The organism is Aliivibrio finisterrensis, assembly GCF_008933155.1.
In the GTDB taxonomy this organism is placed as follows: domain Bacteria; phylum Pseudomonadota; class Gammaproteobacteria; order Enterobacterales; family Vibrionaceae; genus Aliivibrio; species Aliivibrio finisterrensis.
Window position 1 is genome coordinate 37,912 of record NZ_WBVP01000019.1, and the last position, 25,614, is coordinate 63,525.

24 protein-coding genes are annotated in these 25,614 nt (G+C 39.6%); 15 read left to right on the forward strand and 9 right to left on the reverse strand.

The genetic code is table 11. From position 1 onward, the window contains the following. Nucleotides 1-70 precede the first annotated feature (70 nt). Entirely contained in the window at nt 71-1,375 is a 1,305-nt protein-coding gene (locus tag F8B77_RS14635; protein WP_167512831.1) for a DASH family cryptochrome, read from the reverse strand. A 174-nt stretch (nt 1,376-1,549) separates the two neighbouring features. Between F8B77_RS14635 and F8B77_RS14640 the strand changes: the two genes are divergently transcribed. Continuing rightward, nucleotides 1,550-1,825 (forward strand): DUF3081 domain-containing protein, encoded by a 276-nt coding sequence (locus F8B77_RS14640; RefSeq protein ID WP_151656136.1) that lies wholly within the window; start codon nt 1,550-1,552, stop codon nt 1,823-1,825. A gap of 1 nt (nt 1,826) precedes the next feature. Beyond that, nucleotides 1,827-2,366, forward strand: a complete 540-nt coding sequence (locus F8B77_RS14645; protein ID WP_151656138.1) for a CIA30 family protein — start codon at nt 1,827-1,829, stop codon at nt 2,364-2,366. Here F8B77_RS14645 and F8B77_RS14650 read toward each other — a convergent pair. Beyond that, on the reverse strand, nt 2,329-3,216 hold the full coding sequence (locus tag F8B77_RS14650) for a LysR family transcriptional regulator (protein WP_151656140.1): 888 nt from the start codon (nt 3,214-3,216) through the stop codon (nt 2,329-2,331). The genes F8B77_RS14645 and F8B77_RS14650 overlap by 38 nt on opposite strands. A gap of 133 nt (nt 3,217-3,349) precedes the next feature. Between F8B77_RS14650 and F8B77_RS14655 the strand changes: the two genes are divergently transcribed. Next, a complete protein-coding gene (locus tag F8B77_RS14655; RefSeq protein ID WP_151656142.1) occupies nt 3,350-5,035 on the forward strand; it encodes an amidohydrolase in 1,686 nt (561 codons plus the stop codon). A 56-nt stretch (nt 5,036-5,091) separates the two neighbouring features. Here F8B77_RS14655 and F8B77_RS14660 read toward each other — a convergent pair whose 3' ends face one another. Then, nucleotides 5,092-6,708, reverse strand: a complete 1,617-nt coding sequence (locus F8B77_RS14660) for a GTPase family protein (RefSeq protein ID WP_151656144.1) — start codon at nt 6,706-6,708, stop codon at nt 5,092-5,094. Next, complete coding sequence (locus F8B77_RS14665) at nt 6,695-7,792, reverse strand: YcjF family protein (RefSeq protein WP_151656146.1); 1,098 nt, start codon at nt 7,790-7,792, stop codon at nt 6,695-6,697. The genes F8B77_RS14660 and F8B77_RS14665 overlap by 14 nt, the downstream gene beginning before the upstream one ends. 397 nt (nt 7,793-8,189) lie before the next feature. On the opposite strand from F8B77_RS14665, the gene F8B77_RS14670 reads away from it, so the two are divergent. The 8 genes from F8B77_RS14670 (at nt 8,190) to cdd (ending at nt 16,162) form a co-directional block, all read left to right on the forward strand. Beyond that, nucleotides 8,190-8,609 (forward strand): Hsp20 family protein, encoded by a 420-nt coding sequence (locus F8B77_RS14670; RefSeq protein ID WP_151656148.1) that lies wholly within the window; start codon nt 8,190-8,192, stop codon nt 8,607-8,609. 123 nt (nt 8,610-8,732) lie between these two features. Further along, nucleotides 8,733-10,631, forward strand: a complete 1,899-nt coding sequence (dnaK, locus tag F8B77_RS14675; protein WP_151656150.1) for a molecular chaperone DnaK — start codon at nt 8,733-8,735, stop codon at nt 10,629-10,631. Between the two features lie 160 nt (nt 10,632-10,791). Further along, on the forward strand, nt 10,792-11,814 hold the full coding sequence (locus F8B77_RS14680) for a J domain-containing protein (protein WP_151656152.1): 1,023 nt from the start codon (nt 10,792-10,794) through the stop codon (nt 11,812-11,814). Nucleotides 11,815-11,966: 152 nt separating this feature from the next. Next, nucleotides 11,967-12,125: a hypothetical protein gene (locus tag F8B77_RS14685; protein WP_151656154.1), complete on the forward strand. Its 159-nt coding sequence runs from the start codon at nt 11,967-11,969 to the stop codon at nt 12,123-12,125. Between the two features lie 531 nt (nt 12,126-12,656). Beyond that, nucleotides 12,657-14,081: an exodeoxyribonuclease I gene (gene sbcB / locus F8B77_RS14695; protein ID WP_151656156.1), complete on the forward strand. Its 1,425-nt coding sequence runs from the start codon at nt 12,657-12,659 to the stop codon at nt 14,079-14,081. Further along, nucleotides 14,078-14,428 carry a CidA/LrgA family protein gene (locus F8B77_RS14700; protein WP_151656158.1) on the forward strand — a complete coding sequence of 117 codons (351 nt, stop codon included), beginning with the start codon at nt 14,078-14,080 and terminating at the stop codon, nt 14,426-14,428. The genes sbcB and F8B77_RS14700 overlap by 4 nt, the downstream gene beginning before the upstream one ends. Then, nucleotides 14,428-15,105 (forward strand): CidB/LrgB family autolysis modulator, encoded by a 678-nt coding sequence (locus F8B77_RS14705; protein ID WP_130047939.1) that lies wholly within the window; start codon nt 14,428-14,430, stop codon nt 15,103-15,105. Before F8B77_RS14700 ends, F8B77_RS14705 begins: the two co-directional genes overlap by 1 nt. A gap of 148 nt (nt 15,106-15,253) precedes the next feature. Further along, nucleotides 15,254-16,162 (forward strand): cytidine deaminase, encoded by a 909-nt coding sequence (gene cdd / locus F8B77_RS14710; protein WP_151656160.1) that lies wholly within the window; start codon nt 15,254-15,256, stop codon nt 16,160-16,162. Between the two features lie 69 nt (nt 16,163-16,231). On the opposite strand, the gene F8B77_RS14715 is transcribed toward cdd, so the two are convergent. Continuing rightward, nucleotides 16,232-17,383, reverse strand: a complete 1,152-nt coding sequence (locus F8B77_RS14715) for an amidase family protein (protein WP_244298267.1) — start codon at nt 17,381-17,383, stop codon at nt 16,232-16,234. A 231-nt stretch (nt 17,384-17,614) separates the two neighbouring features. Here F8B77_RS14715 and purT point away from each other — a divergent pair, with 231 nt between their 5' ends. After that, on the forward strand, nt 17,615-18,790 hold the full coding sequence (gene purT / locus F8B77_RS14720; protein WP_151656162.1) for a formate-dependent phosphoribosylglycinamide formyltransferase: 1,176 nt from the start codon (nt 17,615-17,617) through the stop codon (nt 18,788-18,790). 188 nt (nt 18,791-18,978) lie between these two features. Beyond that, nucleotides 18,979-20,169 (forward strand): amino acid aminotransferase, encoded by a 1,191-nt coding sequence (locus tag F8B77_RS14725; protein WP_151656164.1) that lies wholly within the window; start codon nt 18,979-18,981, stop codon nt 20,167-20,169. 63 nt (nt 20,170-20,232) lie between these two features. Here the strand turns inward: F8B77_RS14725 and F8B77_RS14730 are convergent, their stop codons facing one another. Next, nucleotides 20,233-21,426, reverse strand: coding sequence for a methyltransferase (locus F8B77_RS14730; RefSeq protein ID WP_151656166.1), 1,194 nt, complete (start codon nt 21,424-21,426; stop codon nt 20,233-20,235). Between the two features lie 32 nt (nt 21,427-21,458). Then, nucleotides 21,459-22,433 carry an HTH-type transcriptional regulator CysB gene (gene cysB / locus F8B77_RS14735; protein ID WP_151656169.1) on the reverse strand — a complete coding sequence of 325 codons (975 nt, stop codon included), beginning with the start codon at nt 22,431-22,433 and terminating at the stop codon, nt 21,459-21,461. Between the two features lie 285 nt (nt 22,434-22,718). Between cysB and F8B77_RS14740 the strand changes: the two genes are divergently transcribed. Then, the gene (locus F8B77_RS14740) at nt 22,719-23,483 is read left to right on the forward strand and encodes a DNA repair protein (RefSeq protein ID WP_167512832.1); all 765 of its coding nucleotides are present in this window, start codon (nt 22,719-22,721) and stop codon (nt 23,481-23,483) included. 78 nt (nt 23,484-23,561) lie between these two features. Here the strand turns inward: F8B77_RS14740 and miaE are convergent, their stop codons facing one another. Then, complete coding sequence (gene miaE, locus F8B77_RS14745; RefSeq protein ID WP_151656173.1) at nt 23,562-24,326, reverse strand: tRNA isopentenyl-2-thiomethyl-A-37 hydroxylase MiaE; 765 nt, start codon at nt 24,324-24,326, stop codon at nt 23,562-23,564. 226 nt (nt 24,327-24,552) lie between these two features. Between miaE and F8B77_RS14750 the strand changes: the two genes are divergently transcribed. After that, nucleotides 24,553-24,936, forward strand: a complete 384-nt coding sequence (locus tag F8B77_RS14750) for a hypothetical protein (RefSeq protein WP_151656175.1) — start codon at nt 24,553-24,555, stop codon at nt 24,934-24,936. A gap of 56 nt (nt 24,937-24,992) precedes the next feature. On the opposite strand, the gene F8B77_RS14755 is transcribed toward F8B77_RS14750, so the two are convergent. Next, complete coding sequence (locus F8B77_RS14755; protein ID WP_151656177.1) at nt 24,993-25,376, reverse strand: transporter; 384 nt, start codon at nt 25,374-25,376, stop codon at nt 24,993-24,995. Between the last annotated feature and the right edge of the window lie 238 nt (nt 25,377-25,614).

The following is a 25,614-nucleotide window of genomic DNA, read 5'->3' on the forward strand; positions in this document are numbered from 1 at the left end:
ATCTAATCTGTCTTGATAACGCCCTAACCCATTAGTCTTTGAGCTCAGGGCTCGACCTTATAAGTGATCCTTATTCTTCGGCTTGCCACTTGTTAGTGTAGTGACCATCTGGATCATATTGCTGAGTCTGTTTTTCAATATTAAAGTGACGTCCACCACGAGGATCTGCGCCTACTCCTGCGATATATTGCCAATTTCCCCAATTAGAGGCGACATCGTGATCGATCAATTGTTGTTGAAAATAAGCTGCACCAAAACGCCAATCAATTCCTAATTCATTAACTAGGCAACTGGCTACGATTTGTCGCCCTCGGTTAGACATATATCCAGTATTGTTTAACTCTTTCATGCATGCATTCACAAGTGGGTGTGATGTATTGCCCCCACACCATTGAATGAAACGATCATCACAATACTGTGTTACTGGCTCATGTTCAGCACCCCCTTGAAAGCGATATAATTGCGAACCTAACTGCAAGGCCAACCATTGAAAGTATTCACGCCAGAGCAGTTCAAAGCCAATCCAGTAGGTGGATTCGTTCGCCCCGTAATGTGCTTCATAGTATTTTAAGTGGTGCCAGATTTGTCTGGCTGAAAGGTTACCAAGGGCTAGAAAGTGGCTCATTTTTGTTGAATTATCCCAGCCATCTAACGCATTTCTGGTTGTTTTGTAACTGCTTGGTCTATCGGTTTCAAAGTAAGCGATGACATGATCTATTGCGCATAATTCACCGCCTATAAATGGCCCATGATGGTGTTCTGTTTTGCCATAAACGTCGGCAGATAAAGTGTTGGCTTTTGCCCATCCCGCCTCAGCCGTTGCTGCATCCATAATTTGCATAGGTTGTGGTAACGACTCAAGAGAAATAGCGGTGATTTCATAAGGGTCTATAGGCGCTTTTTCTACTGATTTTCTAAATTTTGAAAAGGACGCTAAATTTTTTTCAGATAACGTTAATTGGTTTGGTGAAAATAAGGTTGAATCCCAATGTGATACAAAATGAACCTCTGGTAGTGGTTGTTGAACCTTTTGCCAATGGCTTTGCTCGTAAACACCCACTTGCTGTGAATGACCAAGTAAATCAATTTTTTGCTCTTTCACTAAAGAGACTATCACTTGCTCGCAACGGCCATATAAAATATGCAACTGATGCCCGTGATCCCGTAGCTGTGAATTAAGCTGTTGCAACGATTGATATATCAGTTGCCAACGATGATACCCTACCTGCTTATGACCGTAATTATCAGAGTTAACCCATCTAGGATCGACCACATAGACAAAGGCAATTTTATCCGCCAGTTTTAATAATGACGCCAAACTGCAATTGTCTTGCAAACGTAAATCATGACTAAACCAATACAATGCTTTTTTCATCTTCAACCTCATTATCTGACTACTTAAAATTTACGTAATAAAGCACTTTGTGGTTCACAAAAAAATCAACTATTTCAACTCATTTATATTCAGAGTGATCTAGGTACGGCACTCAGTCGTAGTTAGCTAGATAACAAAAACTACTCTCTCCCGTAGACAAGTCAGGAGTTTCTCATGGAAAACAGACTTACCATTAAAGAGTTTCTTAGAGTATTTGAGTGCGTTCGCTCATCAGGACATATTCTCAATGACAAATATGTATTGGGCGATCTCTGTGCATGGCACGATTACGATGGATATACCTGTTGGTTGGGCTATAAAGATGTGACCGTCACGTTGATGTTTCATGGCTCTCTCAAAATCGAATTTGACCGCGCATCAAACTATTCTGATTTCACGACACAGTGTTTGTCAGTGCTCTCGGAAAATCATAGTGTTAAGGAAAGTTAGGATGAGTGAACAACAATTTGAAATTATTGATTTTACAAACCCCTACGAGTATCAACGATGGTCTGCGGTAAATGACAACGTAATGGGTGGCATTTCAATTGGCCAGCTTTACTACGATGGGAAAACATGTCGATTTCTAGGTGCATTATCACTAGAAAACAATGGAGGCTTTAGCTCTATAAAGCGCTATATTGAGTCTCTATCTAAAGAAGTAAACACAATAGAATTTATGTTCACGGGCGATGGGCATACCTATCAATTAAGACTTACAATGTGGAAGAATGGTGAGCGTATTCAATACAAACACGATTTCACTACCATCAAAGGTAAACAGCAGACAAAGACATTTCACTTACACAATTTTCAAGCTGTTTTTAGAGGGCAATTACTTAGTCACGCTCCCGATCTTGTGGCGGAAGACATCAAGCAAGTTGGCTTTCTCATTACGAATAAACAAACATCACCCTTTAATCTAAACTTGGCTCAAATTCAGTTTAAAACACTCAAAAACCATCCCACTCCTCAATCCATTCCAGAATAAGCCCAAACACTTCCACCTCTGCTTTGCCGTAACAATAAAAGGCATTGAGGCCAAACGACACATTACTTCCTAACTCTTTTAGCTTCAATTCAACCACCTCTCCTCGCTCTACGTATGACGTCATGTAATGCCTTGGCATAATTGTCCAGCCATGCTGTTTTACTAACTCACATAGGAGATCGTTATTACTGACGGTGTGCATTTTTGGTGAAACTTGAACCGAGGTAAAATTTAATTTTAAAGTTACGAAGTTCTCTGTGACGTATTGAGTATCTAGCATTAAGTTTTCGATCTTTAAATTATCAATTAATGCCAAAGGCGAGTTGACGCCTGCATAGCACCCAACTTGGATCGGTTTTATCGCCTTCCATGTAACTTCTTTCTCTGCAAACAACTGCCCACGATATGGCATGATGGCTATATCGCATTCACCTTCTTGCAATTTATCCATTGCTTCTTGCCGAGTGCGATGCTTCCAATTTATAACGATGTCTGAGTTGTAATCCATCACACGTTTTTCAATGTGCGTAATTAAACTGAGAGGCGTGATCACATCATAATAGATCGTAACGGTATGAACGTTAGATTCGTACAAGGCTTGGCTTTGCACAAACAGAGAGCGATTTTGTTTTTCAACTAACTTAGCACGGTGATACAAATGATCAGCTTTCTCTGTTGGAATGGCTTTTCTGCCTTCAATCACAAACAGCGAATAACCTAACAGATCTTCATAGGCCACCACATGTTCACGTACTGTGGTTCGGGATTTTTTAAGCTTTCTTGCTGCGCTACTGTATGAGCCTTGTTCATATACGGCAACAAAAGCGCTCACTTGTTCTAATGTATGCATTCAATCACTCCTTTGATTTTATATTTCCACCCAACTTGTTAGGTATACCCTATCATAACTGACTTCTTTGTTTTGATATTACATGAAAAGATATTACTTAATTTATAGTTATGGCAAAAACAGAGAGGACATTATGAAGACGTTCCCATTGAGTTTACTTGCAGGCTTTCTTGTTTCACCTTTTGTATTGGCTTCACCTGATCTGATTTTTACCAATGGTGACGTAATCACGGTGACGGGTGAATCTGATCACGCAGAGGCTATCGCTATTAAAGATGGCATTATTGTGGCGGTAGGCAATAACCAAGAGATCCTTAAACAAAAAGGCACCACTACCCAAGTAAGAGATTTAAAAGGCAAAACCCTTGCGCCGGGATTTATCGACAGTCACGGACACTTTGCTCAATATCTGCCTTTAATTGAAAGCCCGTTTCTTTACCCTTCACCAATGGGAAAGGTGAACTCGTTTGGTGATATTGAACAGATAATGACAGCCTATTTTAATCAACCAAATCTTGATAAAAATAGCCTTCATGTGGCTTTTGGTTATGACGATGCCGAGCTAAAAGAGAAACAACACCCAACGAAGCAGTTCTTTGATACGTTCAGTAAAGAGTACCCTTTCTGTGCCATACATATATCAGGACACCTTGCGACCTGTAACAGCAAAGGCCTAGACTTAATTGGATTTAACAAACAAAGCACAAACCCAGATGGCGGTGTGTTACGCCGTAACGATAATGGTGAGCTGACTGGTGTATTAGAAGAATCTGCCATTTATCCTATTTTAGGAAACCTTCCTGAAATGACGCAAGAAGATGCGGTTCGTCGCTTTGGTAAGGTTCAGGATTTATACGCAGGTTATGGCATTACGACCACACAAGAAGGCTTAGCGACGCTTCCTGCACTTAATGCAATGAAAACCATGGCAGAGAATGATTTGCTAAAAATAGATCTGCTTGCTTATGCCAAATGGGTCGATTTAAAAGAAGCGGTAAAAATAATGCCAATGAAGTCATCCATTAATGGCTTAACGTTAGCAGGAGTGAAAATGGTGGGTGACGGCTCTCCACAAGGTAAAACTGCTTATCTATCAACGCCATATTTTGAGCCGCCACACAGCCACGCTTATGATTACCACGGCTACCCAGTGTTAACTCAAGAAGAAATGAATCAATGGGTAGATACCGCGTATCAAATGAATGCTCAGATCCTAAGCCACAGTAACGGCGATGCGTCGGCAGATATCCTATTAAATGCGGTTGAGCTTGCTGATGCGAAATATGGCAAAGAAGATCGTCGAACAGTGGTGATCCACGCTCAAACCACACGTTTAGACCAAATAAAGCGAATGAAGAAAAATGAGATGATCCCTTCTTTCTTCCCAGCTCACACCTTCTTTTGGGGAGATTGGCATCGTGATTCAGTGTTAGGTCCTTGGCGTGCGTCTAACATCTCGCCTATGGGGTGGGCAAATTCAAATGAGTTGATGTTTACGATTCACATGGACGCCCCTGTGTTATTCCCAGACATGATGACTAATATGTGGAGTGCGATAAACCGTGTAACTCGAAGCAACCAGACACTCGGCGAGCACCATAAAATCACGCCATATCAAGCATTAGAAGCGATAACCATTAATGCGGCGTATCAAAACTTTGAAGAAAAAAATAAAGGATCTATTGAGGTTGGAAAACGTGCCGACTTGGTGATCTTAAATGATAACCTACTTGAGATTGACCCAATGAAGATAAAAGACATCGCTATTTTAGAAACGATTAAAGATGGGAAAACGGTCTATGTAAATAGTGACGACTAGTCCGAGGTAAATCATCGCCACCTCTATTATTAAAGGTGGCGAGTTAACACAAAAACCTATTTTATTGTTTTCTTTATTGCCATTTCAGCCAGTTTTGGTGCGGCGGCTTTTAGGGCACTTGGCACTACCTTCTTACCGACGTTAACTGCGCGTCCCAGTTGTTTTTTCAATGATGCGCCTCTCTCCATCGCCTCTTTTCGCTGACGATTACGCTGTACGTTATAAGCTTCGGTGATTTTGTCTACTAACGTCTGTTTTAACTCTTCAACACCAAAATGCGTCTTATCTATTGAGATTGATAACGGTAAAACAAGATCGGAACACAACAGCTTTTTGTTGTATTCCATCGCTTGTTTAATCACTTTTGCTTTTGCTGCTGTTGGCTGTTCTAGATCGTAAGGTGGCTCCCACTCCCAAGCGGGGTTTAATCTATCGACTTGGTTTACCACTGAAATAACGGTTGGCTTTTTACGAGAGATATTTTTTGGATCGGCATAATAGCACTCGAATTTTTCATTCAATTGCTTATCAAGATCACGAGCCGATTGATTGGCTTTTAATACCCACAACACTAAATCCGCTTGGGTCATCTCTTTTAACATCTGTTTTTCAGTTTTTTCGTTACCGTCTAGTCCTTGTAAATCAACCACATTCACTTCGGCTTCATTGACGAGTGCACTATAAACCGTCACGTTATCGGTGGATGGCAGTACATCCACCTCTGCGACAAATTCCTCTTTTAATGCATTAATAATCGATGACTTACCAGAGCTGGTTTGACCTACCATCACAATACGGATCGGCTCTAACTCTGTCGCTACTCTCTTTTCATCTTGCTTTGAAATCTTTGATGCTTGTAAATCGCCCTCTTCCAAACTAAATCGACCACTGTATAAATCAATAGCAACCGCAGCGACTTCATCTAATAACGCTTCTTTGGCTGTTTGCTGCATATCAGACACAACCCCTCTGGTCATTGATGAGGTGGCTTGTTCTCGACTGAGATCAGATACGACTTTTAGCGGATTATAATAAAGATTTTTTGCATGATTTGCCCAGATCGCAGCTTTTATTATCTTTTGACCCACATCGCCATATTTATCATAAGCGTCATATCCCGCTTTAATGTACGAGAGCTTTAAATACTCAATACCGGGAATATGTTCGTGCACCACGACTTTGTATCGTTTGCTGATCTCTTCAAACAGTTTTAAGCCTTCAGGAATTGAGAAATCTAACGCTTTTTTATCAAATTTTGTTGCCACAAATTCAAGAATCTCTAACCCAATTTCATCAAGGTTTCCCCACACAACATTGTCTTTGAGTAACTCTCGTGAATAATGCTGTGATTGCTTCCATATGGCGACTTCATTATGAGACCACTCTTCAGAGGCTTTAACCAGACCCTGTTTAATCTCAATTTTGGTTTCTTCTGTTACGGCTTTAACTGGTTTATCTGCGGTGCGGCTTAGAATAAATAAAGGAATACTGACCGCTAACGTGCTGATAGCAATGGTAATAGACAGCTCTAATAGGTAGCCATATTTAACTGCAAGAAACAGAGCGAAACCCATCATAATAATGATAGGAAGCACTGAGGAGATAATGATAATCTCCCAACGTCCACCAGAGAGATCCGATAATAGACGATATAGGCGTTTAATCTTGTGCATAACCTGACGCTTCCTTACCTTTTTTCAAAGAGTCTTTATAGAGATCTTGCATGTCCTGAGTTGATACTTCTTCGCCTTTACTCTTATGATAAAAGTAGAAACAAGCGGCTCTGCCTAATCCGTAAGTGGTTCCAAAACTCATTGCAGCAGCGGCCACCGCACCCACGGTTTGACCATAAACGGGGATAAATTTAACCAATTGCCTTGCGCCTAGTTTTACTCCATATTGCAAAGCAAAACTACTGCCAAGCGTACCGATCAACTCACTAAAGGTTTTCTTGTTCCACTCAACGCCGTATTGATTGGCTAAGCTGTGTAACATTTTGGCTTGAATGGCAGGAACAGAGACTAACCCTACCCCTGGAATTAAATCACTAGCGCCGGCACTGCCTGAATACCAAAGCACTTCGTTCTCAACTTTATCAAAATTTGCTTCTTCAACAGTGGCGTGATCTTTATCATCCACCATCATGCCGATGACGGGTAATATCTTAGTGAGTTTTTCTATTAACTCATCATAGTTATATACTGTGCCGTCGCTGGTTTTAAAATCAACCGAGATTGCCTCAACATTTTTACCCCATCCCTCTTTAACCTGCTGTTCGTTAAAGGTCGTTTGGCGATCACGGTTTGCCTTTTCACTAAGAAGTACCGCGGTATGTATCAGCAATAAATGCTTAATTTTCTTTTTCTTCTTGATCTGTTTTAGTGCCGCTATGACTGAAGATTGTTCTGGTTCATCTGCTTTCATTACAACAACGAGGGCATGACCTGATTGACCAATTTCTTCAAGATCGTCTTTTGGATCGTAATCTGCCTCACCTAGCCCTCTAGTATCTAAAAAGCGCATAATTGGCTTATCTTGCGGAAACTCATACGCCTCGGCGGTCATGGTGCAAGGAGCAAAGCCATTACCTACTTCAACCGATGATAATCCAGTTAAGGCTTGAATGAATGAAGATTTACCCGCACCTGTTTTACCGAGTAGCCATAAGGTAGGTAAATGCTTGCGCTGAAACTCGTGAGCTTGAGTTAAGTCTTGGTTTTTACTTGGGTTTATGAATGCTTTGATTTGATCGAACATATCATTCCAACTAATCGAAAAGAATAAAGTATCTCTCAATTATAACACCTAAAAGATCAATCATCATTGGAAGCGAATATCTGCATTAAAAATACAAATCAAAAAATAATCATTAAATTTTCTAATCAAAGTATTGACACCAAAGTTTCGGAAGCATATATTGATTACATGAATTGCCATTTGGAGTTCATTGATAACTAGTTCGCCTTATTATAGGGAACAGAACGTTATCAAAATGAAGCGGCTCTACTGATTACTTACTAAAGAATAGTAGCGTTGTTTCTAACATTTAATCCTGAACCATATGTCATTAATGAGTCTATGTTGGCTCTGAATATGTGTTCTTTCTCCTCGCTTAGTGCGTCGAGAACTATTGCTTATTTTAAAGGATAGTATTATGCGTAATATCGATTTTTCTCCCCTATACCGTCATGCCATTGGTTTTGATCGCCTGTTTAATCTTGTAGAAAACAGCGCTAACAAACCATCTCAAAATGGTTACCCACCCTATAACATCGAACAGAAAGACGAGAACAACTACCGTATTACTATGGCTGTTGCTGGTTTCTCTGAAGATTCGTTAACAATTTCTCAAGACGAACATATGCTGATTGTGTCAGGTGACATTGCTTCATCTGAAATAAAACCAACTTACGTTTATCAAGGCATTGCAGAGCGCAACTTTGAACGAAAATTTCAACTTGCTGATTATGTAACCGTATCTGCAGCAAGCATGGAAAATGGATTACTTCATATCGATCTTGTTCGAGAAGTACCAGAAGCCGTCCAAGCACGTAAGATTGCCATCAACAAATAGCAATATATTTCATTGAGAATAGCGTAAACCTATATCTTTATACTCGGTTTACGCTTACAAAAAACATCTAATTTAAATTATTTGCATTAAAATAACTAATGCGAATTCAAAGGAAAAATTATTATGGGTAAAATCATTGGTATCGACCTAGGTACAACGAATTCTTGTGTTGCTGTTTTAGATGGCGACACACCACGTATCTTAGAAAATGCGGAAGGCGAACGTACAACTGCATCGGTAATTGCTTACACAGATGGCGAAACACTTGTTGGTCAGCCAGCTAAACGTCAAGCGATTACTAATCCACAAAATACATTGTTTGCGATTAAGCGCCTGATCGGTCGTCGTTTTGAAGACGAAGAAGTTCAACGTGATATCCAAATCATGCCGTACAAAATCGTTAAAGCTGATAACGGTGATGCTTGGGTTGAAGCGCGAGGCCAAAAAATGGCTGCTCCTCAAGTGTCTGCTGAAATTCTTAAGAAAATGAAGAAAACAGCGGAAGATTTCCTAGGCGAAGAAGTAACTGGCGCGGTAATTACGGTTCCTGCTTACTTTAATGATGCTCAACGTCAAGCAACGAAAGATGCAGGTCGTATCGCAGGTCTTGATGTTAAACGTATCATCAACGAACCAACAGCAGCAGCACTGGCTTACGGTCTAGACAAAAAAGGCGGCGAGCGCACTATCGCAGTATACGACCTTGGCGGTGGTACCTTCGATATTTCCATCATTGAAATCGACAACGTTGATGGCGAGCAAACTTTCGAAGTTCTTGCGACAAACGGCGACACTCACCTAGGTGGTGAAGATTTCGATAACCGTATGATCAATTTCTTAGTTGACGAGTTCAAAAAAGAACAAGGTATTGATTTAAAAAATGATCCACTAGCTATGCAACGTGTTAAGGAAGCGGCAGAAAAAGCGAAGATTGAACTGTCTTCAGCTCAACAAACTGACGTAAACCTTCCTTACGTTACTGCTGATGCAACCGGTCCTAAGCACATGAACGTTAAAGTGACACGTGCAAAACTAGAATCTCTAGTTGAAGAACTAGTAGTCCGTACGCTTGAGCCACTAAAAGTTGCTCTAGCTGATGCTGATTTATCAGTAAGCGAAATCACTGACGTAATCCTAGTTGGTGGCCAAACACGTATGCCTATGGTTCAAGCTAAAGTTGCTGATTTCTTCGGTAAAGAAGCGCGCCGTGACGTAAACCCTGATGAAGCAGTAGCAATGGGTGCTGCAGTTCAAGGTGGCGTACTAGCGGGTGATGTTAAAGATGTCCTTCTTTTAGATGTGACTCCTCTCTCTTTCGGTATCGAAACGATGGGTGGCGTAATGACTAAGCTAATCGAGAAGAACACAACAATCCCAACTAAAGCGGACCAAACGTTCTCAACTGCTGAAGATAACCAAAGTGCGGTAACAATCCACGTACTTCAAGGTGAGCGTAAGCAAGCGACATACAACAAATCTCTAGGTCAATTTAACCTAGAAGGTATCCAAGCAGCACCACGTGGTATGCCACAAATCGAAGTAACATTCGACCTAGATGCTGATGGTATCCTAAACGTATCAGCAAAAGATAAAACGACAGGTAAAGAGCAGAAGATCACGATTAAAGCATCGGGTGGCTTAACTCCTGAAGAAATCGAAGCAATGGTACAAGAAGCTGAAGCAAACAAAGACGCGGACAAAAAGTTCGAAGAGTTAGTAACAGCACGTAACCAAGCGGATCAAATGATCCACGGTACGAAAAAACAAATCGAAGAAGCAGGCGATGCACTTCCAGCTGACGAGAAAGAAAAAATCGAAGCCGCAATTACAGCACTAGAAGGCGTTAAGTCAGGTGATGATAAAGAAGCAATCGATGCGAAAACTCAAGAGCTAATGCAAGCAGCACAAAAGCTAATGGAAATCGCTCAACAGAAAGCTCAAGCACAACAAGGTGCTGAAGCTGGAGCGCAACCTAAGCAAGAAGACGATGTGGTTGATGCAGAGTTTGAAGAGGTAAAATAATACCTCAAATTAAGTGTTAACAAGTAGATTTCGGGCGTATAGAGGAAACTCAATACGCCCTTTTTCTTACAACTCAGCGGTACAAACCTTTTATCTTTACTTTTCTACCTTCCTATCGCTACACTATTGCCGCCTTTTTATTGCTAATAACTGACAATTTATGATCCGCTCTCTATTACTCGCTATTGTTTTACTTTTCAGTCTCACTTCACATGCCGATCCTCTTGAGGAAAAAGCAGAGTTAGGCGATGCTCGCGCACAAGTAAAATTAGCAATGGAATATGAATCTGGAACTAATCGCCCTGTTAACATTGACCATGCTATTCAATGGTATAAACAAGCGGCAATCCAAGACAATACAACCGCACAATTTAACCTTGGTCAGATCTATAAAAATGGCTATGGCATTGCTCAAGATTCAAAACAAGCCATTTATTGGTTTACTCGAGCAGCCACACAAAACCACCCTCCTTCTCAGTTCTATTTAGGTGAGATTTACGAATATGGTTTGTCCGGTAGTGTCGATTTATACAATGCCTCATTGTGGTACCAAATCGCGTCTCATAATGGTCATGGCGAAGCAATGCTTGGCTATAAACGAGTATTACACTCCTTAGCCGAACAGCAGCAAAACCCGGTCGTTGAACAACAAGAAACCACAGAAGTTAAGCCTAAAGAAGTGACACTAGAACAGTCGGTTGTACCTGTGTCCGAACCCGAATCAAAAACCATCTTCATAACACAGATGGAAAAGCCGACTGCGCTTGTCACTCTTGGGGGCTATTTGCTTATTGCCATAATGGTGGTTGTGCTTGTTTTCTTACTATTACGATTAAAGCAGACCCTTGCGCGAACTAAAGGTAATAACGATCAACAAAGCAGTTTTTCAAAATCATTACAAAATGAGAAGTTAAAGCAACTGCAAGACAGCAATGATAAATTGAAGATCAGAGCGGACGCTCAAGAGATCACGATCAAGCGTTTACACATTGAATTAGAGGCGGCAAAGAAATCATCTTCTTCATCATTTACTCAGTATCAATTACTCGGCATTAATATAAACAGCAGCAGTGCTGATATTAAGAAGCAGTATCGTAAGCTTGCTCAACTCCACCACCCTGATCATGGCACTGATGGTGTGATGTTAGCCGAAATAAATAAGGCCTATAGCCGAATCAAATAGTGCTACTCGTCAAAGCTACTCGACAAAAAACTCAGAAGGCCTTTACAAATTATTGCATCTCTATATAATCTGCATCACTTTTATATGTTATAAAAATGTAACAATATTCATATAGCGTATCAATTCAAAGAATAAATAATAGAGAAAGTCATATGTTTAATTTAGAAGGTCACTGCGACTGGTGTAGAAAACCAGCGATGGTATTACAGCATCAATACTGTGATGGCGCAAAGTACTACGCCTGCTCAAGCTGTAATGATTACGCTAAAATCGATATCAGAGAATACGATTTAGCTGAGATGGAAAAGTAAACCAAAAGTAATCATTTAACTCATCAGAAAAGAAGTTAAATAAAAAATGCCGATGACGTCAATCATCGGCATTTTTTGTATTCAATATCTAGAAGATTATGACTCTTTTGTCATTACTTTATAGATAAGCGCACCAATTACGGCACCTACAATCGGAGCAACCCAGAACTAGCCAAAACGTACCTATAAACTCTGCCATGTATTTATTCATAATGATTCCTATATAATTTTCATCTCTTGATTTCGCATTAATTTTTTATCCCGAATCAAGTTTTTGTTCAAAAAATATAGGTAATGATTAACAAAATAGACACTTTTAGGCTTTCATTTATCTCTTATTTTTACTTTTAAGATATAATTCTAAGAGCTGCAACACTGATTTATCTTGAAATTTCCGACATTTGAAATACTCCCCTCTCATTAAGAAAGGCTAATATAGTTCTCATTTTTCTTCCTCTTCTGTTTCTAATGGCTTGCGATTATGTGATAGATCTCTGATAATTAATGTATTGCTCTTAATTGGACACACTTATGCCGCAGGATAACGCACCAAGTTTCTTCTTCTTTGATTATGAAACATGGGGAACTAGCCCATCTCTCGATCGCCCATGCCAATTTGCTGGGGTTCGTACCGATGAAGATTTCAATATCATTGGTGAGCCATTAGTTATTTACTGCCGCCCCCCTATTGATTATCTACCCTCTCCTGAAGCATGTTTAATTACGGGTATCACACCACAAACCGCAGTAAGCAAAGGGTTATCAGAGCCTGAGTTTATCGCCAAAATCCATCATGAATTATCACAGCCAAATACGTGTTCATTAGGCTACAACAACATTCGTTTTGATGATGAAGTCTCTCGCTACACCTTATATCGCAACTTCTTTGAACCGTATGGTTGGAGTTGGCAGAACGGTAACTCTCGCTGGGATTTACTTGATGTGATGCGGGCTGTTTATGCCCTACGTCCTGAAGGCATCGAATGGCCAAAAGACGAAGAAGGCAAACCAAGCTTTAGATTAGAAAAACTCTCTCAAGCAAATGGCATTGAGCATGAAAATGCCCACGATGCCATGGCCGATGTAATTGCCACTATCGAGTTAGCAAAAGTCGTTAAAAAAGCACAACCAAAAATGTTTAACTACTTGCTTTCTATGCGTAACAAGAAAAAAGCAGCGACATTAATAGACATAGTAGAAATGACGCCATTAATGCATGTATCTGGCATGTTTGGCGTAGATAGAGGCAACATTAGCTGGATTGTTCCTGTTGCTTGGCATCCAACCAATAACAACGCTGTGATTACGATTGATTTAGCGTTAGACCCAAGTGTATTCCTAGAATTAGATATAGAACAATTGCATCAACGAATGTATACCAAGCGTGTAGATCTCGCGCCTGATGATTTGCCAGTTCCGGTTAAGTTAGTGCATTTAAACAAATGCCCTGTTCTTGCACCGGCTAAAACACTGACTGCTGAGAATGCTGCGAACCTCAATGTGGACAGAGAAGCCTGCCTAAGCAATCTTAAAGTAATCCGTGATAATCCAGAGATCAGACAAAAGCTAATTGCGCTTTACAGCATCGAGCCTAATTATGAGAAATCAACCAATGTAGATACGCTTCTATATGATGGTTTCTTCTCTCATGCTGATAAAACGACGATTGATATGATCCGTCAATCAACGCCTGAGCAGCTTATCGATTTTGAACCTAATGTCACTGACCCTCGTATTAAACCGTTATTGTTCCGTTACCGTGCGCGTAATTTTCCGCATACACTCAATGAAGCTGAACAATTAAAGTGGCAGGCTCACCTGCAAGATTATTTCCAAACCCATTTACCTGATTACGAATCAAGTTTTGAAACTTTGTACTTGGAATCTGAAGGTAATGACAAGAAAACCGCTATTTTGCGGGCCGTTTATAATTACGTACAACAGTTAGTATCATGATTAAATACCTTTACTCTTTCGCATGGATTTTTGCTTCACTGTTTGCTGGAAACGGCATTCAATCGTGGCTAGATATTTCAGTACCGGGCAGTATTATTGGAATGCTGATTTTATTCACTGCAATGGTCATTGGTGTATGCAGGTCGGACTGGGCTGCGCCAGGTTGCCAATTCTTCATGCGGAATATGTTGATTTTATTTATTCCAATCTCTGTTGGGTTAATGACGCATTTCGATTTATTAATCAACAATGCGATTCCAATCATTGTCAGTACCGCTGGTGGTTCATTATTAGTTTTAGTTTGCCTTTCATTACTTATTGATCGTCTTGATAGAGGAAATAAATAATGTGGGTCATTTTAACCGTTATTGTTTTTTATTCGGCGCGTTGGTTCGCTAAACGTTTTCCTCACCCAATCAATAATCCATTATTGCTGAGTGTTTTTATCGTTATCCCGATCTTAATGGTATTACAGGTACCTTATGAAACCTACTACGCTGACAATGCGTTTTTAAGTTACTTGCTGCAACCTGCTGTTGTTGCTCTGGCGTACCCACTGTATGAGCAGTTACCGCATATTCGTGCAAACTGGAAAATCATCCTACTTGCTTGTAGTGTTGGCTCACTGTTCTCTATGCTGTCAGGTGCGTTCTTAGCGGTATGGATGGGGGCTGATATGCAGTTGGTTGCGAGTATTTTACCAAAATCAGTGACCACACCAATTGCGATGGCTATCTCAAGTCAATTACAAGGTGAGGCGGCTATCGCGGCTATCTTAGTGTTATTAGCAGGCTTAATGGGCGCTATCTGTGCTTACCCTATTTATAATATGTTGGGAATTAAAAGCTCACTGGCAAGAGGATTAACCATGGGCAATGTCTCTCACGCCCTTGGTACTGCACAAGCTGCTGAAGTTAACTCTCAAGATGCGGCGTTTAGCTCTCTTGCCTTGGTTATTTGTGGGATCATCACTTCATTAGTTGCTCCACTTATTTATACATTATTGGTATTTATAAAAGGCTAATTGCTTAAAACTCCTTCAAATCAGTGTGACATCTCTCTCATTGATGTAAATAATGTATCTTTACATCAATGAGTGTGATATTGATCTATGTTTCTATGGCTATAGTCCCTAATAATGAGCCCAGAAGAAATTAAAAAGGATCACACCGATGACCACTCTACACTCTACAACAGTACAACAACGCTTAGAAAATGCCCTTTCTGATCTGCCTGCAGATTTACAATCAGCGCTGTCTTCTTTCATTAATACCCAATTTAAAGGCGTTATTACTAAAGCGCAATTTCAAGGCCTACTCGCTGACAGCAAACTCGATGATAAAGAATTACGTTTAGCCTTGCTTCCTCTTGCTGCGGCATTCTCTGTTGCCCCTATTTCTAATTTTTATGTTGGTGCTATTGTACGTGGTAACTCTGGTCATCTTTATTTTGGTGCCAATATGGAGTTTAGTGGGGTTCAGTTAGGCCAAACCATTCATGCTGAGCAATCTGCTATTAGCCATGCGTGGATCAAAGGCGAAACGGGTATTTCTGATATCACTATCAACTTCAGCCCTTGTGGTCATTGTCGTCAATTCATGAACGAGCTAACAACGGCTGATAGCTTGATGATTCAATTACCTGAGCGCGATGAGAAGTCTCTACAAGAATATTTACCTGAATCTTTTGGTCCAAAAGATCTGGGTATTGAAGGCGGTTTATTAGCGTCTGTATCGCATAATCTAACACTAGAGACGGATTCTGCTTTATTGATTAGTGCTGTAGAAGCGGCGAATCATAGCCATGCACCTTATTCACATAACATCAGTGGTATTGCGCTTGAAATGAAAAGCGGTCATGTTTATCACGGTATGTACGCTGAGAATGCGGCATTCAACCCAAGCTTACCACCACTTCAAGTGGCCCTTATTCATGCCAATATGTCACGCGAGTGTTTATCTGAAGTTAAAGCGGCAGCGCTCGTTGAAAGCCATAAAGGTGAGATAAGCCATTTAGCTATCACTCAAAGTACATTAGAGGCGTTGAACCCTGATGTAACATTAGAATACGCATCTATTTAATAAAGAATCACTAAAAACAAGAGGAGGTTATTAATTTAACCTCCTCTTTTTTCTTCTATCTAATCGCTATTATTGATTACTTTTCCAACGGATAGCAGCATCAATCAGTTGTCTATCCATGCCTTGCTTACCCAATAAAGAAATCCCCCAAGGTGAATTATTTACGGTAAACCACGGCAAATGCAATTGAGGCAAATCAGCCAAACTTGCTAACGATGTATATCTCAATATCTTATCGTTCAAATTATACAACTGCTCTACTGATGCAGAAATTGGTGGTGCCGTGTTGGCTGTTGTTGGCATCAATATGAGTGTTTTCTCATCCAAAAGAGAGTCCAACACTGAGAGAACCAGCTCTTTTTGCTCTAATGCAATGCGTTCATCTTTATATTTTAATGTATCAAGCCATTTTAATTGCAGCTTAATTTCATTGCTTAATTCTGGGCTATTTTGCTCAATCCATGGTTCGATATTTCGTAACCCTTTGGTTGCTGATATAACTTTAAAGCTTTCCGCTGCTTTAGTGGTAATGATCTTACTGATCGCTTTACTTCTTACCACATCGTATGGCGATGACGACAATAATTTCTCTAATTTATTTTTCGCTTCTTCAGGAATATCACTGAATAGACTGTCTAGCACCACTATTCGCTCAACGGTTACCAATGGTGACATTGGCGTTAATACGGTTGCTACTTTTCTAATATCTAATAAATTTCGAGCAACCCAACCTAATGCAGTCTCTTCTTGAGCGATAGAAAACACGCCGTCCATATTAATGCCGCTGACTGATGCTTTAAATCCATATAAGCCAGCATATAGCGCTGGAATACGAATTCCACCATTTAAGTCTGTCCCTAAACCAAAGTCAGCAAAGCCATTAGCGACAGCTGCAACAGCACCACAAGAAGCTCCTCCGATGGATCGATTCGGACTATTAGGATTTAAAATTGGATCGTAATGCGGGTTATTGCCATGTAGCCCAACCCCAAATTCATCGACTTGGGTTTTCCCAACAAATAGTGCTCCTTTTTGTAATATCAGATCAACTACTGGTGCATTTTCTTTTGCTTTTTTCTGTTGGGATAACCAAGTAGGGTTACCTAATCCATTTGGCGTATCTTTAATATTGATACAATCACTTACGACAAATTTTTTATTTTCTAAAGCGCCATAAAATGCACTTTGTTGTTGCTCTCCAGAGTGAGTTACGCAAGGCATCAAATTATCCATCATTTCATACAAGTACTTAATAACAAAGGAGCATACCTATCATTATAGTGATTACAAATAATCATATTCAGCAAACTTATCATTTAGTTAATAGTGTGATTAAGCTCTCATGAAGCTACAGATAGAAAGTGATGAAAAATAAAGCAAACGTTTGCGTATTTATCTAATTTTAGTATCATGCTCATATAACCACTACCCACTATTACATGAGAATTAATTATGTTTGGTACTGCTCTATCCTCTTCTGCAACAAAAGTTTTATTACTTGGTTCTGGTGAACTTGGCAAAGAAGTCGCTATTGAATGTCAACGCCTAGGTTTAGAAGTTATCGCTGTTGATCGCTACCTAAATGCGCCAGCGATGCAAGTCGCTCATCGTAGCTATGCTATTGATATGTTTGATGCAGACGCCCTTGAAGCTATTATTAAAAAAGAGCAGCCAGATTACGTCGTTCCTGAAATTGAGGCAATCGCAACCGATAAATTGGTAGAATTAGAAAAACAAGGGCTTAATGTCGTTCCTACAGCGAATGCAACAAAACTCACAATGAACCGTGAAGGTATTCGTCGCTTAGCCGCTGAAGAATTAGGGCTACCTACTTCTACATATCGCTTTGTAGATACCTACGAAGAACTGGTCGAAGCGGTTAAATTTGTCGGTATGCCTTGCGTTATTAAACCCGTAATGAGCTCTTCTGGCAAAGGTCAGAGTGTAATTAAAACTGAAGCGGACATTAAAGCCTCTTGGGATTACGCTCAAGATGGCGGACGATCTGGTGCCGGTCGCGTGATTATTGAAGGGTTTGTGGATTTTGATTATGAGATTTCATTATTAACCGTTCGCGCTGTTGATGGCGTTCATTTCTGTGCGCCAATTGGTCACCGACAAGAAGATGGAGATTATCGTGAATCATGGCAACCACAAGTAATGACGGAAGCGGCACTTAAACTGGCCCAACGCGCTGCTGAAAAAGTCGTTAATGCCCTAGGTGGTTATGGCTTATTTGGTGTTGAGTTATTTATTAAAGGTGATCAAATTTACTTCAATGAAGTCTCTCCTCGCCCACACGACACAGGTTTAGTAACGCTAATATCTCAAGAAATGTCTGAATTTGCGCTTCATGTTCGCGCCTTTACTGGCATGCCAATTAATCAAATTACTCAATATGGCCCTTCGGCATCATCTGTAATTCTTGGCCAAGGCTCTTCGGCTAATATTCGTTTTGATGGTTTAACTGACGCACTTTCTCAACCTCAAACTCAGATAAAGTTATTTGGTAAACCAGAGATTGATGGACGTCGACGTTTAGGCGTAGCAATGACTCGTCGTAACAATCTTGAAACCGCTATTGAGGATGCAGTAACGGCTTCAAATAAAGTACAAGTGATCTATTAAGTTAAAAATATGTATAACAGAATGGTTTCAAATACCGTTCTGTTGTACTTTTTTAACCTTCTTATTCTTTTTTTACTGTTAAATCCATTTAATTTGCTTTTTTCGTTACCTAACCGTTGCAAACTTACAGGATTAACAGGTATAAATAAGCTAACTCTTTTATTTTACTTACACCATGGATGATGACTATGTTTGAAAAAATCGCTGCCGCTCCTGCTGACCCAATTCTTGGCTTAACAGATGAATTTAAAAATGACCCTCGCGCTGAAAAAATCAACCTTGGTGTTGGTATTTACAAAAACGAAGCGGGTCAAACTCCTGTTTTAACTACGGTTAAAAAAGCAGAAGCAGTATTGCTTGATACAGAAAAAACAAAGTCATACCTAACCATTCAAGGTACCGCAGAGTACGGCCTTGCAGTACAAAAACTACTGTTTGGCTCTGATGCACAAGTGATCACTGAAAAACGTGCACAAACAGCTCAAGCGCCTGGTGGTACTGGTGCACTACGTGTAGCTGGTGAATTCATCAAACGTCAACTTGGCGATGTGAAAATTTGGATCAGTAACCCTACATGGGCAAACCACATTGGTGTATTTACTGCTGCAGGTATTGAAACAGCGCAATACACTTACTACAACGCAGAAACGAAATCTAAAGACTTCGCTGCAATGCTAACGGATTTACAACAAGCGGAAGCTGGTGATGTGGTTCTTCTACACGGTTGTTGTCATAACCCTACAGGTATCGACCCAACGGCTGATGAGTGGGAAGAGCTAGCTAAACTGTGTGCAAATAAAGGTCTACTTCCACTGTTTGATTTCGCATACCAAGGTTTTGCAAAAGGTGTTGAAGAAGATGCGGCTGGTTTACGTACTTTTGCTGAATACTGCCCAGAGCTGCTTGTAGCAAGTTCGTTCTCTAAGAACTTTGGTTTATATAACGAGCGTGTTGGTGCATTTACTCTTGTTGCTAAAGACGCGGCTGTTGCAGCTGATGCTTTTTCTCAAGTGAAAGCTATCATCCGTTCTATCTACTCTAATCCACCCGCTCACGGTGCTGCTGTTGTTACGCATATTCTTAATGACGATGCGCTACGTGCAGAATGGGAGCAAGAAGTCGCTGAGATGCGTGACCGTATTCAAGAGATGCGTACTTTGTTTGTTACAACACTAAAAGAACAAGGTGTGGATGCAGACTTTAGCTTTATTGAACGTCAAAATGGTATGTTCTCTTTCTCTGGTCTTTCTAAAGAGCAAGTAAACCGCTTGAAAGATGAATTCGCCATTTACATCGTTGGTTCTGGCCGTATCAGTGTTGCTGGTATGACAAAAGACAATATGCTGCCTTTATGTAAAGGTATTGCAGCGGTTCTTTAAGAATCAAAAGTAATCGTAAGACATAGCAAAGGCGCTTTAGTTAGCGCCTTTTTTATGTTTGTTTCACGCCTTCTTAGCCTGAATGACAATATTTCTTGGGGTATCTTCTTTTAAACAAAACTCCCCAATACGTACCTCATACCCCGCCTCTTCTAGCAATAAGGCTCGATCCAAACATAACCATACTTCCAATGGACGTTTAAATACTTGCTGTACTAAATCGCACTTTTCCATCACCACAAACGCTTCTTTCCCTTTGTTTAACCAATAGGAGAAATCAATATCGTCAGGCAATTGCAGCTTTTTATGCTCACTCGCCCATCGACAAAAAGCGTCAAAACCATCACTTAATAATGATTTTTTTATGCTTGGAACAGGGACATAGTTATCATTGCCAGTAACAAACTGCTGCAAGGCATTAAACCCTAATCGATATTGCATTTCTTGCTCTCGATGATGTTGTGTGCGTTTCCCTGCGGTTACTGTCTCTTGCAGTGGTAATCGTAAATCATCTTTAGATAAACGGATCTGTGCTTGTTTTGATAATGCAGACAGCCCTTCATAAACCGATGACTGAGTTAAATGAAAACAGCAAGGAGATAAAGTAATAGCATCTATCGACTTATCTATGCCCTTTTGGATTAGACTGACGTGAAGATCACCACAGGCATGCAACGCTATCGCATGTTGGTTAGCTCTAATCAGTTCAGATGCACTAGTTCCCAACGCATCACCTTGGATAAACGTCATGTCTAAATGATGCTTGTCTGCGTATTCTTGACCACTATGACACAAAGCATCTTGCCACTCTAATGTGGTTACTGGTTTAGCTGATGCCACATTAAGCACCCGACCTAAATATCCTTTGCCACCACACCACTCTAGCCACTGATCTTGAGGCTGTGAATATTGAATACCTAAAGCACTTAATTTGGTAATTTGTTGCCACTTACGGCCGTTAATTCCTGAATCTAATCCCTTTGGCATAACTAGCTTAGCCGCTTGTAGTTGCTCAAGCTGACTTAATTCATAAAGATCATGAACTTCTGGAATAAAAACTGAGAGTGCTTGCGTTAGTTTTTCAGGGACTAGCTTTAATTCCTGCACTTCAGCCAGAGTTAATCCATCAAGCCAATGGCTTAAATTTTCATGCGTGGTTCGCCATGGATAATCTGAACTATGAAAAGCAGAAAATTGCCAAAAAAAGACCGTCTGCGATAACAAACGGTCTATATTTAAAAACTGCTGAGAATGCATTATATGCCCCTGAGAATAATATAAGGGCGATCTTAACGGACAGGAAGGTTTATGTCTTTAAACATCTCTTCGATCTCATGATTATTTTTAAGCATGGTCGCTTGCTCCACTATTGGGCGAGTTAAATGGGGTGCAAAGCGCTCCATAAAATCAAACATATAGCTTTTTAAGAATGAACCACGTTTAAAGCCAATCGTTGTAGTACTTGCATCAAAAATATGACTGGCATCTAAAGCAACAAGATCATTGTCTCTCTCTTGGTCTATAGCCATACTCGCAATCACACCAACACCAATGCCCAAACGCACGTAAGTTTTAATGACATCGGCGTCTGTTGCAGTAAAGACTATTTTGGGCTTTAAGCCTGCTTTATTAAAGGCACTGTCTAATGCTGAGCGGCCAGTAAAGCCAAAGACGTAAGTCACAAGATCAAACGCGGCCAAATCTTCAATGGTGATATTCGATTTCTGTGCTAATGAATGATCTTTGGTGACTACAATCGAACGGTTCCAGTGATAGCAAGGCAGCATAATCGCATCTTGGTATAAATGAAGCGCTTCGGTAGCAATAGCAAAATCTGCCGTTCCTTTAGCAATGGCGTCGGACATTTGTGCCGGCGTGCCTTGATGCATATGTAAAGATACATCAGGATAGCGCGTTTTAAATCCTTTAATCACATCAGGCAATGCGTAACGAGCTTGAGTATGGGTTGTAGTGATATTAAGCGTGCCTTTTTCAGGATGAGTATGCTCTCCTGCAACCGATTTAATGCTTTCCACACGAGAAAGGATTTCACGCGAGATTTTAATAATCTCTTCACCTGATGGGGTGACACGAGTTAAATGCTTACCGCTGCGTTCAAATATTTGTACACCTAGCTCATCTTCTAATAAACGCACCTGTTTGCTGATCCCTGGTTGAGAGGTATAAAGCGACTCTGCCGTTGAGGAGACATTCAAACTGTGGTTTTCCACTTCAACAATATATCTTAACTGCTGTAATTTCATTTTATTTACCTGTAATCCTTTACATCAAATTTTAATTTACTTATAAGTTACAGTTATATACTCATTCCTCACCATTTTCAAAGCCTTAACGCCATATTTAATGAATTGTATATTTTTAACTCAAATAAATTAAAGAAATCTGAACAATTGTCGATAATTATCATTAAATTCTAATAAGATGCCCTTTCTTTCGGGTAATTTACACAGCACTTTAAGTCCTTGCTATTCATTTAGTTTACAAGGTGTTACACTGGAAATTATTACTACTGGATGTATGATATAAATATGAATATTGCTCTCATTATCGGACTTTTTGCGATTTTACTTACCTTGATTATTGGCTATAACGTCATTGTTCAATATAGAACAAAGATTGAGTCTGCCAAAAAACAAGAGTCGGCTAAACATATGGTTATCATTGATTCAACAGAAGAATTGATAGGAAATGCTCATCACCTTCCTTACAGCAAAGAGCTGTTAGTATGTTTGAACCAACGAATTCTTGATGCTTTGCGTTCTATCTATGAGCTCGAACCAAACGATCGTTCATACAGTTCTCGTATTGAAAATATGGAACAACAGCTTCAGCAATTAAAAACAAACTATACTGGTGGTGATAGCACTAACTTCAAAGTACCAAGTAATGATAAACAAGCACTTGTCATGCTTAAGTTAGTAAAACGCCTACGTGATGCATTACGCACTGAACATAAAAAAGGTCGAGTTAACACTCAAGTTTTTGTGGCTGAAAACGCACGTCTTGAATCAATGCAGATCCGTATTAATATTGAAAATGTACTGAAGCGTGCTAAAGAAGCAACGCAACGCGGACAAGCAGGTACTGCTCGTCAATTACTAAAAAAAGGCATTGATGCCCTATCTAGTAAAAACGATGGCTACTCAAACAAAGCACGTACTCAACTACAAGATATGCTTGATGAGTTAAACAATAAGACGAAAAAGAAACAAGACCAAGAGTTACAAGATAAATTAGATAAAAACAAAGATGATGACATCGATGCACTATTTCAGCCTAAGAAGAAATGGTAATCTAACTTTCAACCTTACCAAAATTAAAAAAGATCGCACAAAGCGATCTTTTTTTATGCCTCAATAATATGAAACGTTTTAGTCTTTTACCGGTACACCGCTGTGAAATTTAAAATCAGCATCTGGAGATTGAATAAGATCGGCTTCTATATTCGCAAAATGAGCCACACGCTCACTTACATCACCACCAGCTACCTGCTCTGCTAATGTAAGATAATCTTGATAATGTCGCGATTCAGAACGCAATAAAGAAATATAAAACTTTGCTAAATCTTCATCTAAGTATGGTGCTAATTTTGCAAATCGCTCACAAGAACGAGCTTCAATGAATGCACCAATGATGAGTTTATCAATTAAGGTACATGGCTCATGTGTAATGATATTGGTAAATAGACCTTTTGCGTAACGACCTGCCCTAATGTTTTGATATGGGATATCACGCTGATCCATTATCTCAAGCACTTGATAAAAGTGATGTAGCTCTTCTTTTATCAGCAATATCATTTTATCAATCAAATCTTGGCTGTATGGCGAATCTTTACGGGCCGTTATTTTTTTAGAGATATTACTTTTCCCTTTTAGCATCTCTAAGCTCCCCGTTTTTTTATACGCAAAATCTTCATAAGGCTTAAACCAATCAAGCAATATATTGGTACTCTCTGCGTCCACTGCGTATTTACGGATCAAGTACAGTGCACTTTGCGCTGCTTTCAATTCGCACATTAAATGGTCTCGTAATATTACTGATAGGTTCTCTGGCTTTTTGGCTTCTTCAATCCACTCCTCAGGAGTTTCACACTTTAAAAATGAGTAAATTGGGTCTAATAATGATTTATCGTACATATAGATTTGGGTTTAAAAATTCTATGTTCCATTATATCAAACCTCTAGCAAAGCTGTTTACTCTTAATTAATTTTATCTAATAAACTTAGTTTCAGACAGTTAGAATGGAAAATTTAAAATTAAAGAGTGCTTTATACTATATATAAAATAAAAAATAGCTTGATCAGTAGCCAGAATAAAAGTACTGTATAAATACACACTGTACGGATGAACAGGTATTTTATTATGAACAGAGCAATATCATTAACTACGTGCTCAAACTCATTTAACCACGCAATCTCTCAGCATATTACTAGTGCTGCAAGCTTAGTGAACGCACAGTGTGAATCTCACTTCATACAAATCTTAAAAAGTTTATCGAAACAAAAGAAGTGGATTTTTATTACTGCCAATACTTCTATACCAAGTACTGACGCTTTGCTCGCTCATGGGATTGAGTTAAATCGACTGGTGAGATTAAAGCCATCTCACCATTTATCTGAAAGTGAGACGATTGAAAAAGCAAAACAGTTTGGTACTGCAAGCGCGATTATCTGCAACTCTAATTGCTACTATTTCTCTGACTCTCAATGGTTAACACTAAATCGTAAATTAACGGTTATCCACTAGAAAATAGGAATTATGCTAATTCAAGTTGTCTCTTAGCAAAAGAGTAAAAGACTTACTTACGATTGCTTTAGCAGGTGAACATAAAGAAGATCAAATTCAGCATTTGATTGGGATATTTCAGTATGAGTATTATCTAGAATATATCTGATTTGCTCGTCATCGAGTATATAAGGCAGTTTCACCTGTAAATTAGTAATACCTTCAATGCGAGCTAAACGAATAAGACGAATAATATTTGACTCATCATTAATATGCGACGAAAGGACGTGCAGCGCTTCTAAGCGTAGCCTTTCTTTTGTTGGGGTTTTATCATGAACAGATGCATTCCACACGGTTCCAAAGGTTGGGATCATGCTTTTCAATGCTTGTGAAAATGTCAATTTTTGTTTGCTTGAGTTAATTAAAAACGAACTGTAATCAAACTCGATCATATTAGCCATATTTTTTGCCTCGATATTCCCACATCTACTTTCAACATCCTATTGAACAGCACAAATGTTTCATTTATGGCTATAAGTATCCTTAATATTAGAGGCGTCGCAAGTTTTAAACTGGACGCAGATCACACTTAATAATTCTTAGCTCTTAACCTTATCATCATGCTAACAGACTGTTTACACTCATACATTTTAGCAACAAAAAACTGCTACAATGAGCAGTTTAAGTGGGCTTAATTAA

Coding starts and splice junctions, on each gene's coding strand:
- F8B77_RS14635 (WP_167512831.1), bottom strand. CDS start 1,375: ATGAAAAAAGCATTGTATTGGTTTAGTCATGATTTACGTTTGCAAGAC.
- F8B77_RS14640 (WP_151656136.1), top strand. CDS start 1,550: ATGGAAAACAGACTTACCATTAAAGAGTTTCTTAGAGTATTTGAGTGC.
- F8B77_RS14645 (WP_151656138.1), top strand. CDS start 1,827: ATGAGTGAACAACAATTTGAAATTATTGATTTTACAAACCCCTACGAG.
- F8B77_RS14650 (WP_151656140.1), bottom strand. CDS start 3,216: ATGCATACATTAGAACAAGTGAGCGCTTTTGTTGCCGTATATGAACAA.
- F8B77_RS14655 (WP_151656142.1), top strand. CDS start 3,350: ATGAAGACGTTCCCATTGAGTTTACTTGCAGGCTTTCTTGTTTCACCT.
- F8B77_RS14660 (WP_151656144.1), bottom strand. CDS start 6,708: ATGCACAAGATTAAACGCCTATATCGTCTATTATCGGATCTCTCTGGT.
- F8B77_RS14665 (WP_151656146.1), bottom strand. CDS start 7,792: ATGTTCGATCAAATCAAAGCATTCATAAACCCAAGTAAAAACCAAGAC.
- F8B77_RS14670 (WP_151656148.1), top strand. CDS start 8,190: ATGCGTAATATCGATTTTTCTCCCCTATACCGTCATGCCATTGGTTTT.
- dnaK (WP_151656150.1), top strand. CDS start 8,733: ATGGGTAAAATCATTGGTATCGACCTAGGTACAACGAATTCTTGTGTT.
- F8B77_RS14680 (WP_151656152.1), top strand. CDS start 10,792: ATGATCCGCTCTCTATTACTCGCTATTGTTTTACTTTTCAGTCTCACT.
- F8B77_RS14685 (WP_151656154.1), top strand. CDS start 11,967: ATGTTTAATTTAGAAGGTCACTGCGACTGGTGTAGAAAACCAGCGATG.
- sbcB (WP_151656156.1), top strand. CDS start 12,657: ATGCCGCAGGATAACGCACCAAGTTTCTTCTTCTTTGATTATGAAACA.
- F8B77_RS14700 (WP_151656158.1), top strand. CDS start 14,078: ATGATTAAATACCTTTACTCTTTCGCATGGATTTTTGCTTCACTGTTT.
- F8B77_RS14705 (WP_130047939.1), top strand. CDS start 14,428: ATGTGGGTCATTTTAACCGTTATTGTTTTTTATTCGGCGCGTTGGTTC.
- cdd (WP_151656160.1), top strand. CDS start 15,254: ATGACCACTCTACACTCTACAACAGTACAACAACGCTTAGAAAATGCC.
- F8B77_RS14715 (WP_244298267.1), bottom strand. CDS start 17,383: ATGCCTTGCGTAACTCACTCTGGAGAGCAACAACAAAGTGCATTTTAT.
- purT (WP_151656162.1), top strand. CDS start 17,615: ATGTTTGGTACTGCTCTATCCTCTTCTGCAACAAAAGTTTTATTACTT.
- F8B77_RS14725 (WP_151656164.1), top strand. CDS start 18,979: ATGTTTGAAAAAATCGCTGCCGCTCCTGCTGACCCAATTCTTGGCTTA.
- F8B77_RS14730 (WP_151656166.1), bottom strand. CDS start 21,426: ATGCATTCTCAGCAGTTTTTAAATATAGACCGTTTGTTATCGCAGACG.
- cysB (WP_151656169.1), bottom strand. CDS start 22,433: ATGAAATTACAGCAGTTAAGATATATTGTTGAAGTGGAAAACCACAGT.
- F8B77_RS14740 (WP_167512832.1), top strand. CDS start 22,719: ATGAATATTGCTCTCATTATCGGACTTTTTGCGATTTTACTTACCTTG.
- miaE (WP_151656173.1), bottom strand. CDS start 24,326: ATGTACGATAAATCATTATTAGACCCAATTTACTCATTTTTAAAGTGT.
- F8B77_RS14750 (WP_151656175.1), top strand. CDS start 24,553: ATGAACAGAGCAATATCATTAACTACGTGCTCAAACTCATTTAACCAC.
- F8B77_RS14755 (WP_151656177.1), bottom strand. CDS start 25,376: ATGGCTAATATGATCGAGTTTGATTACAGTTCGTTTTTAATTAACTCA.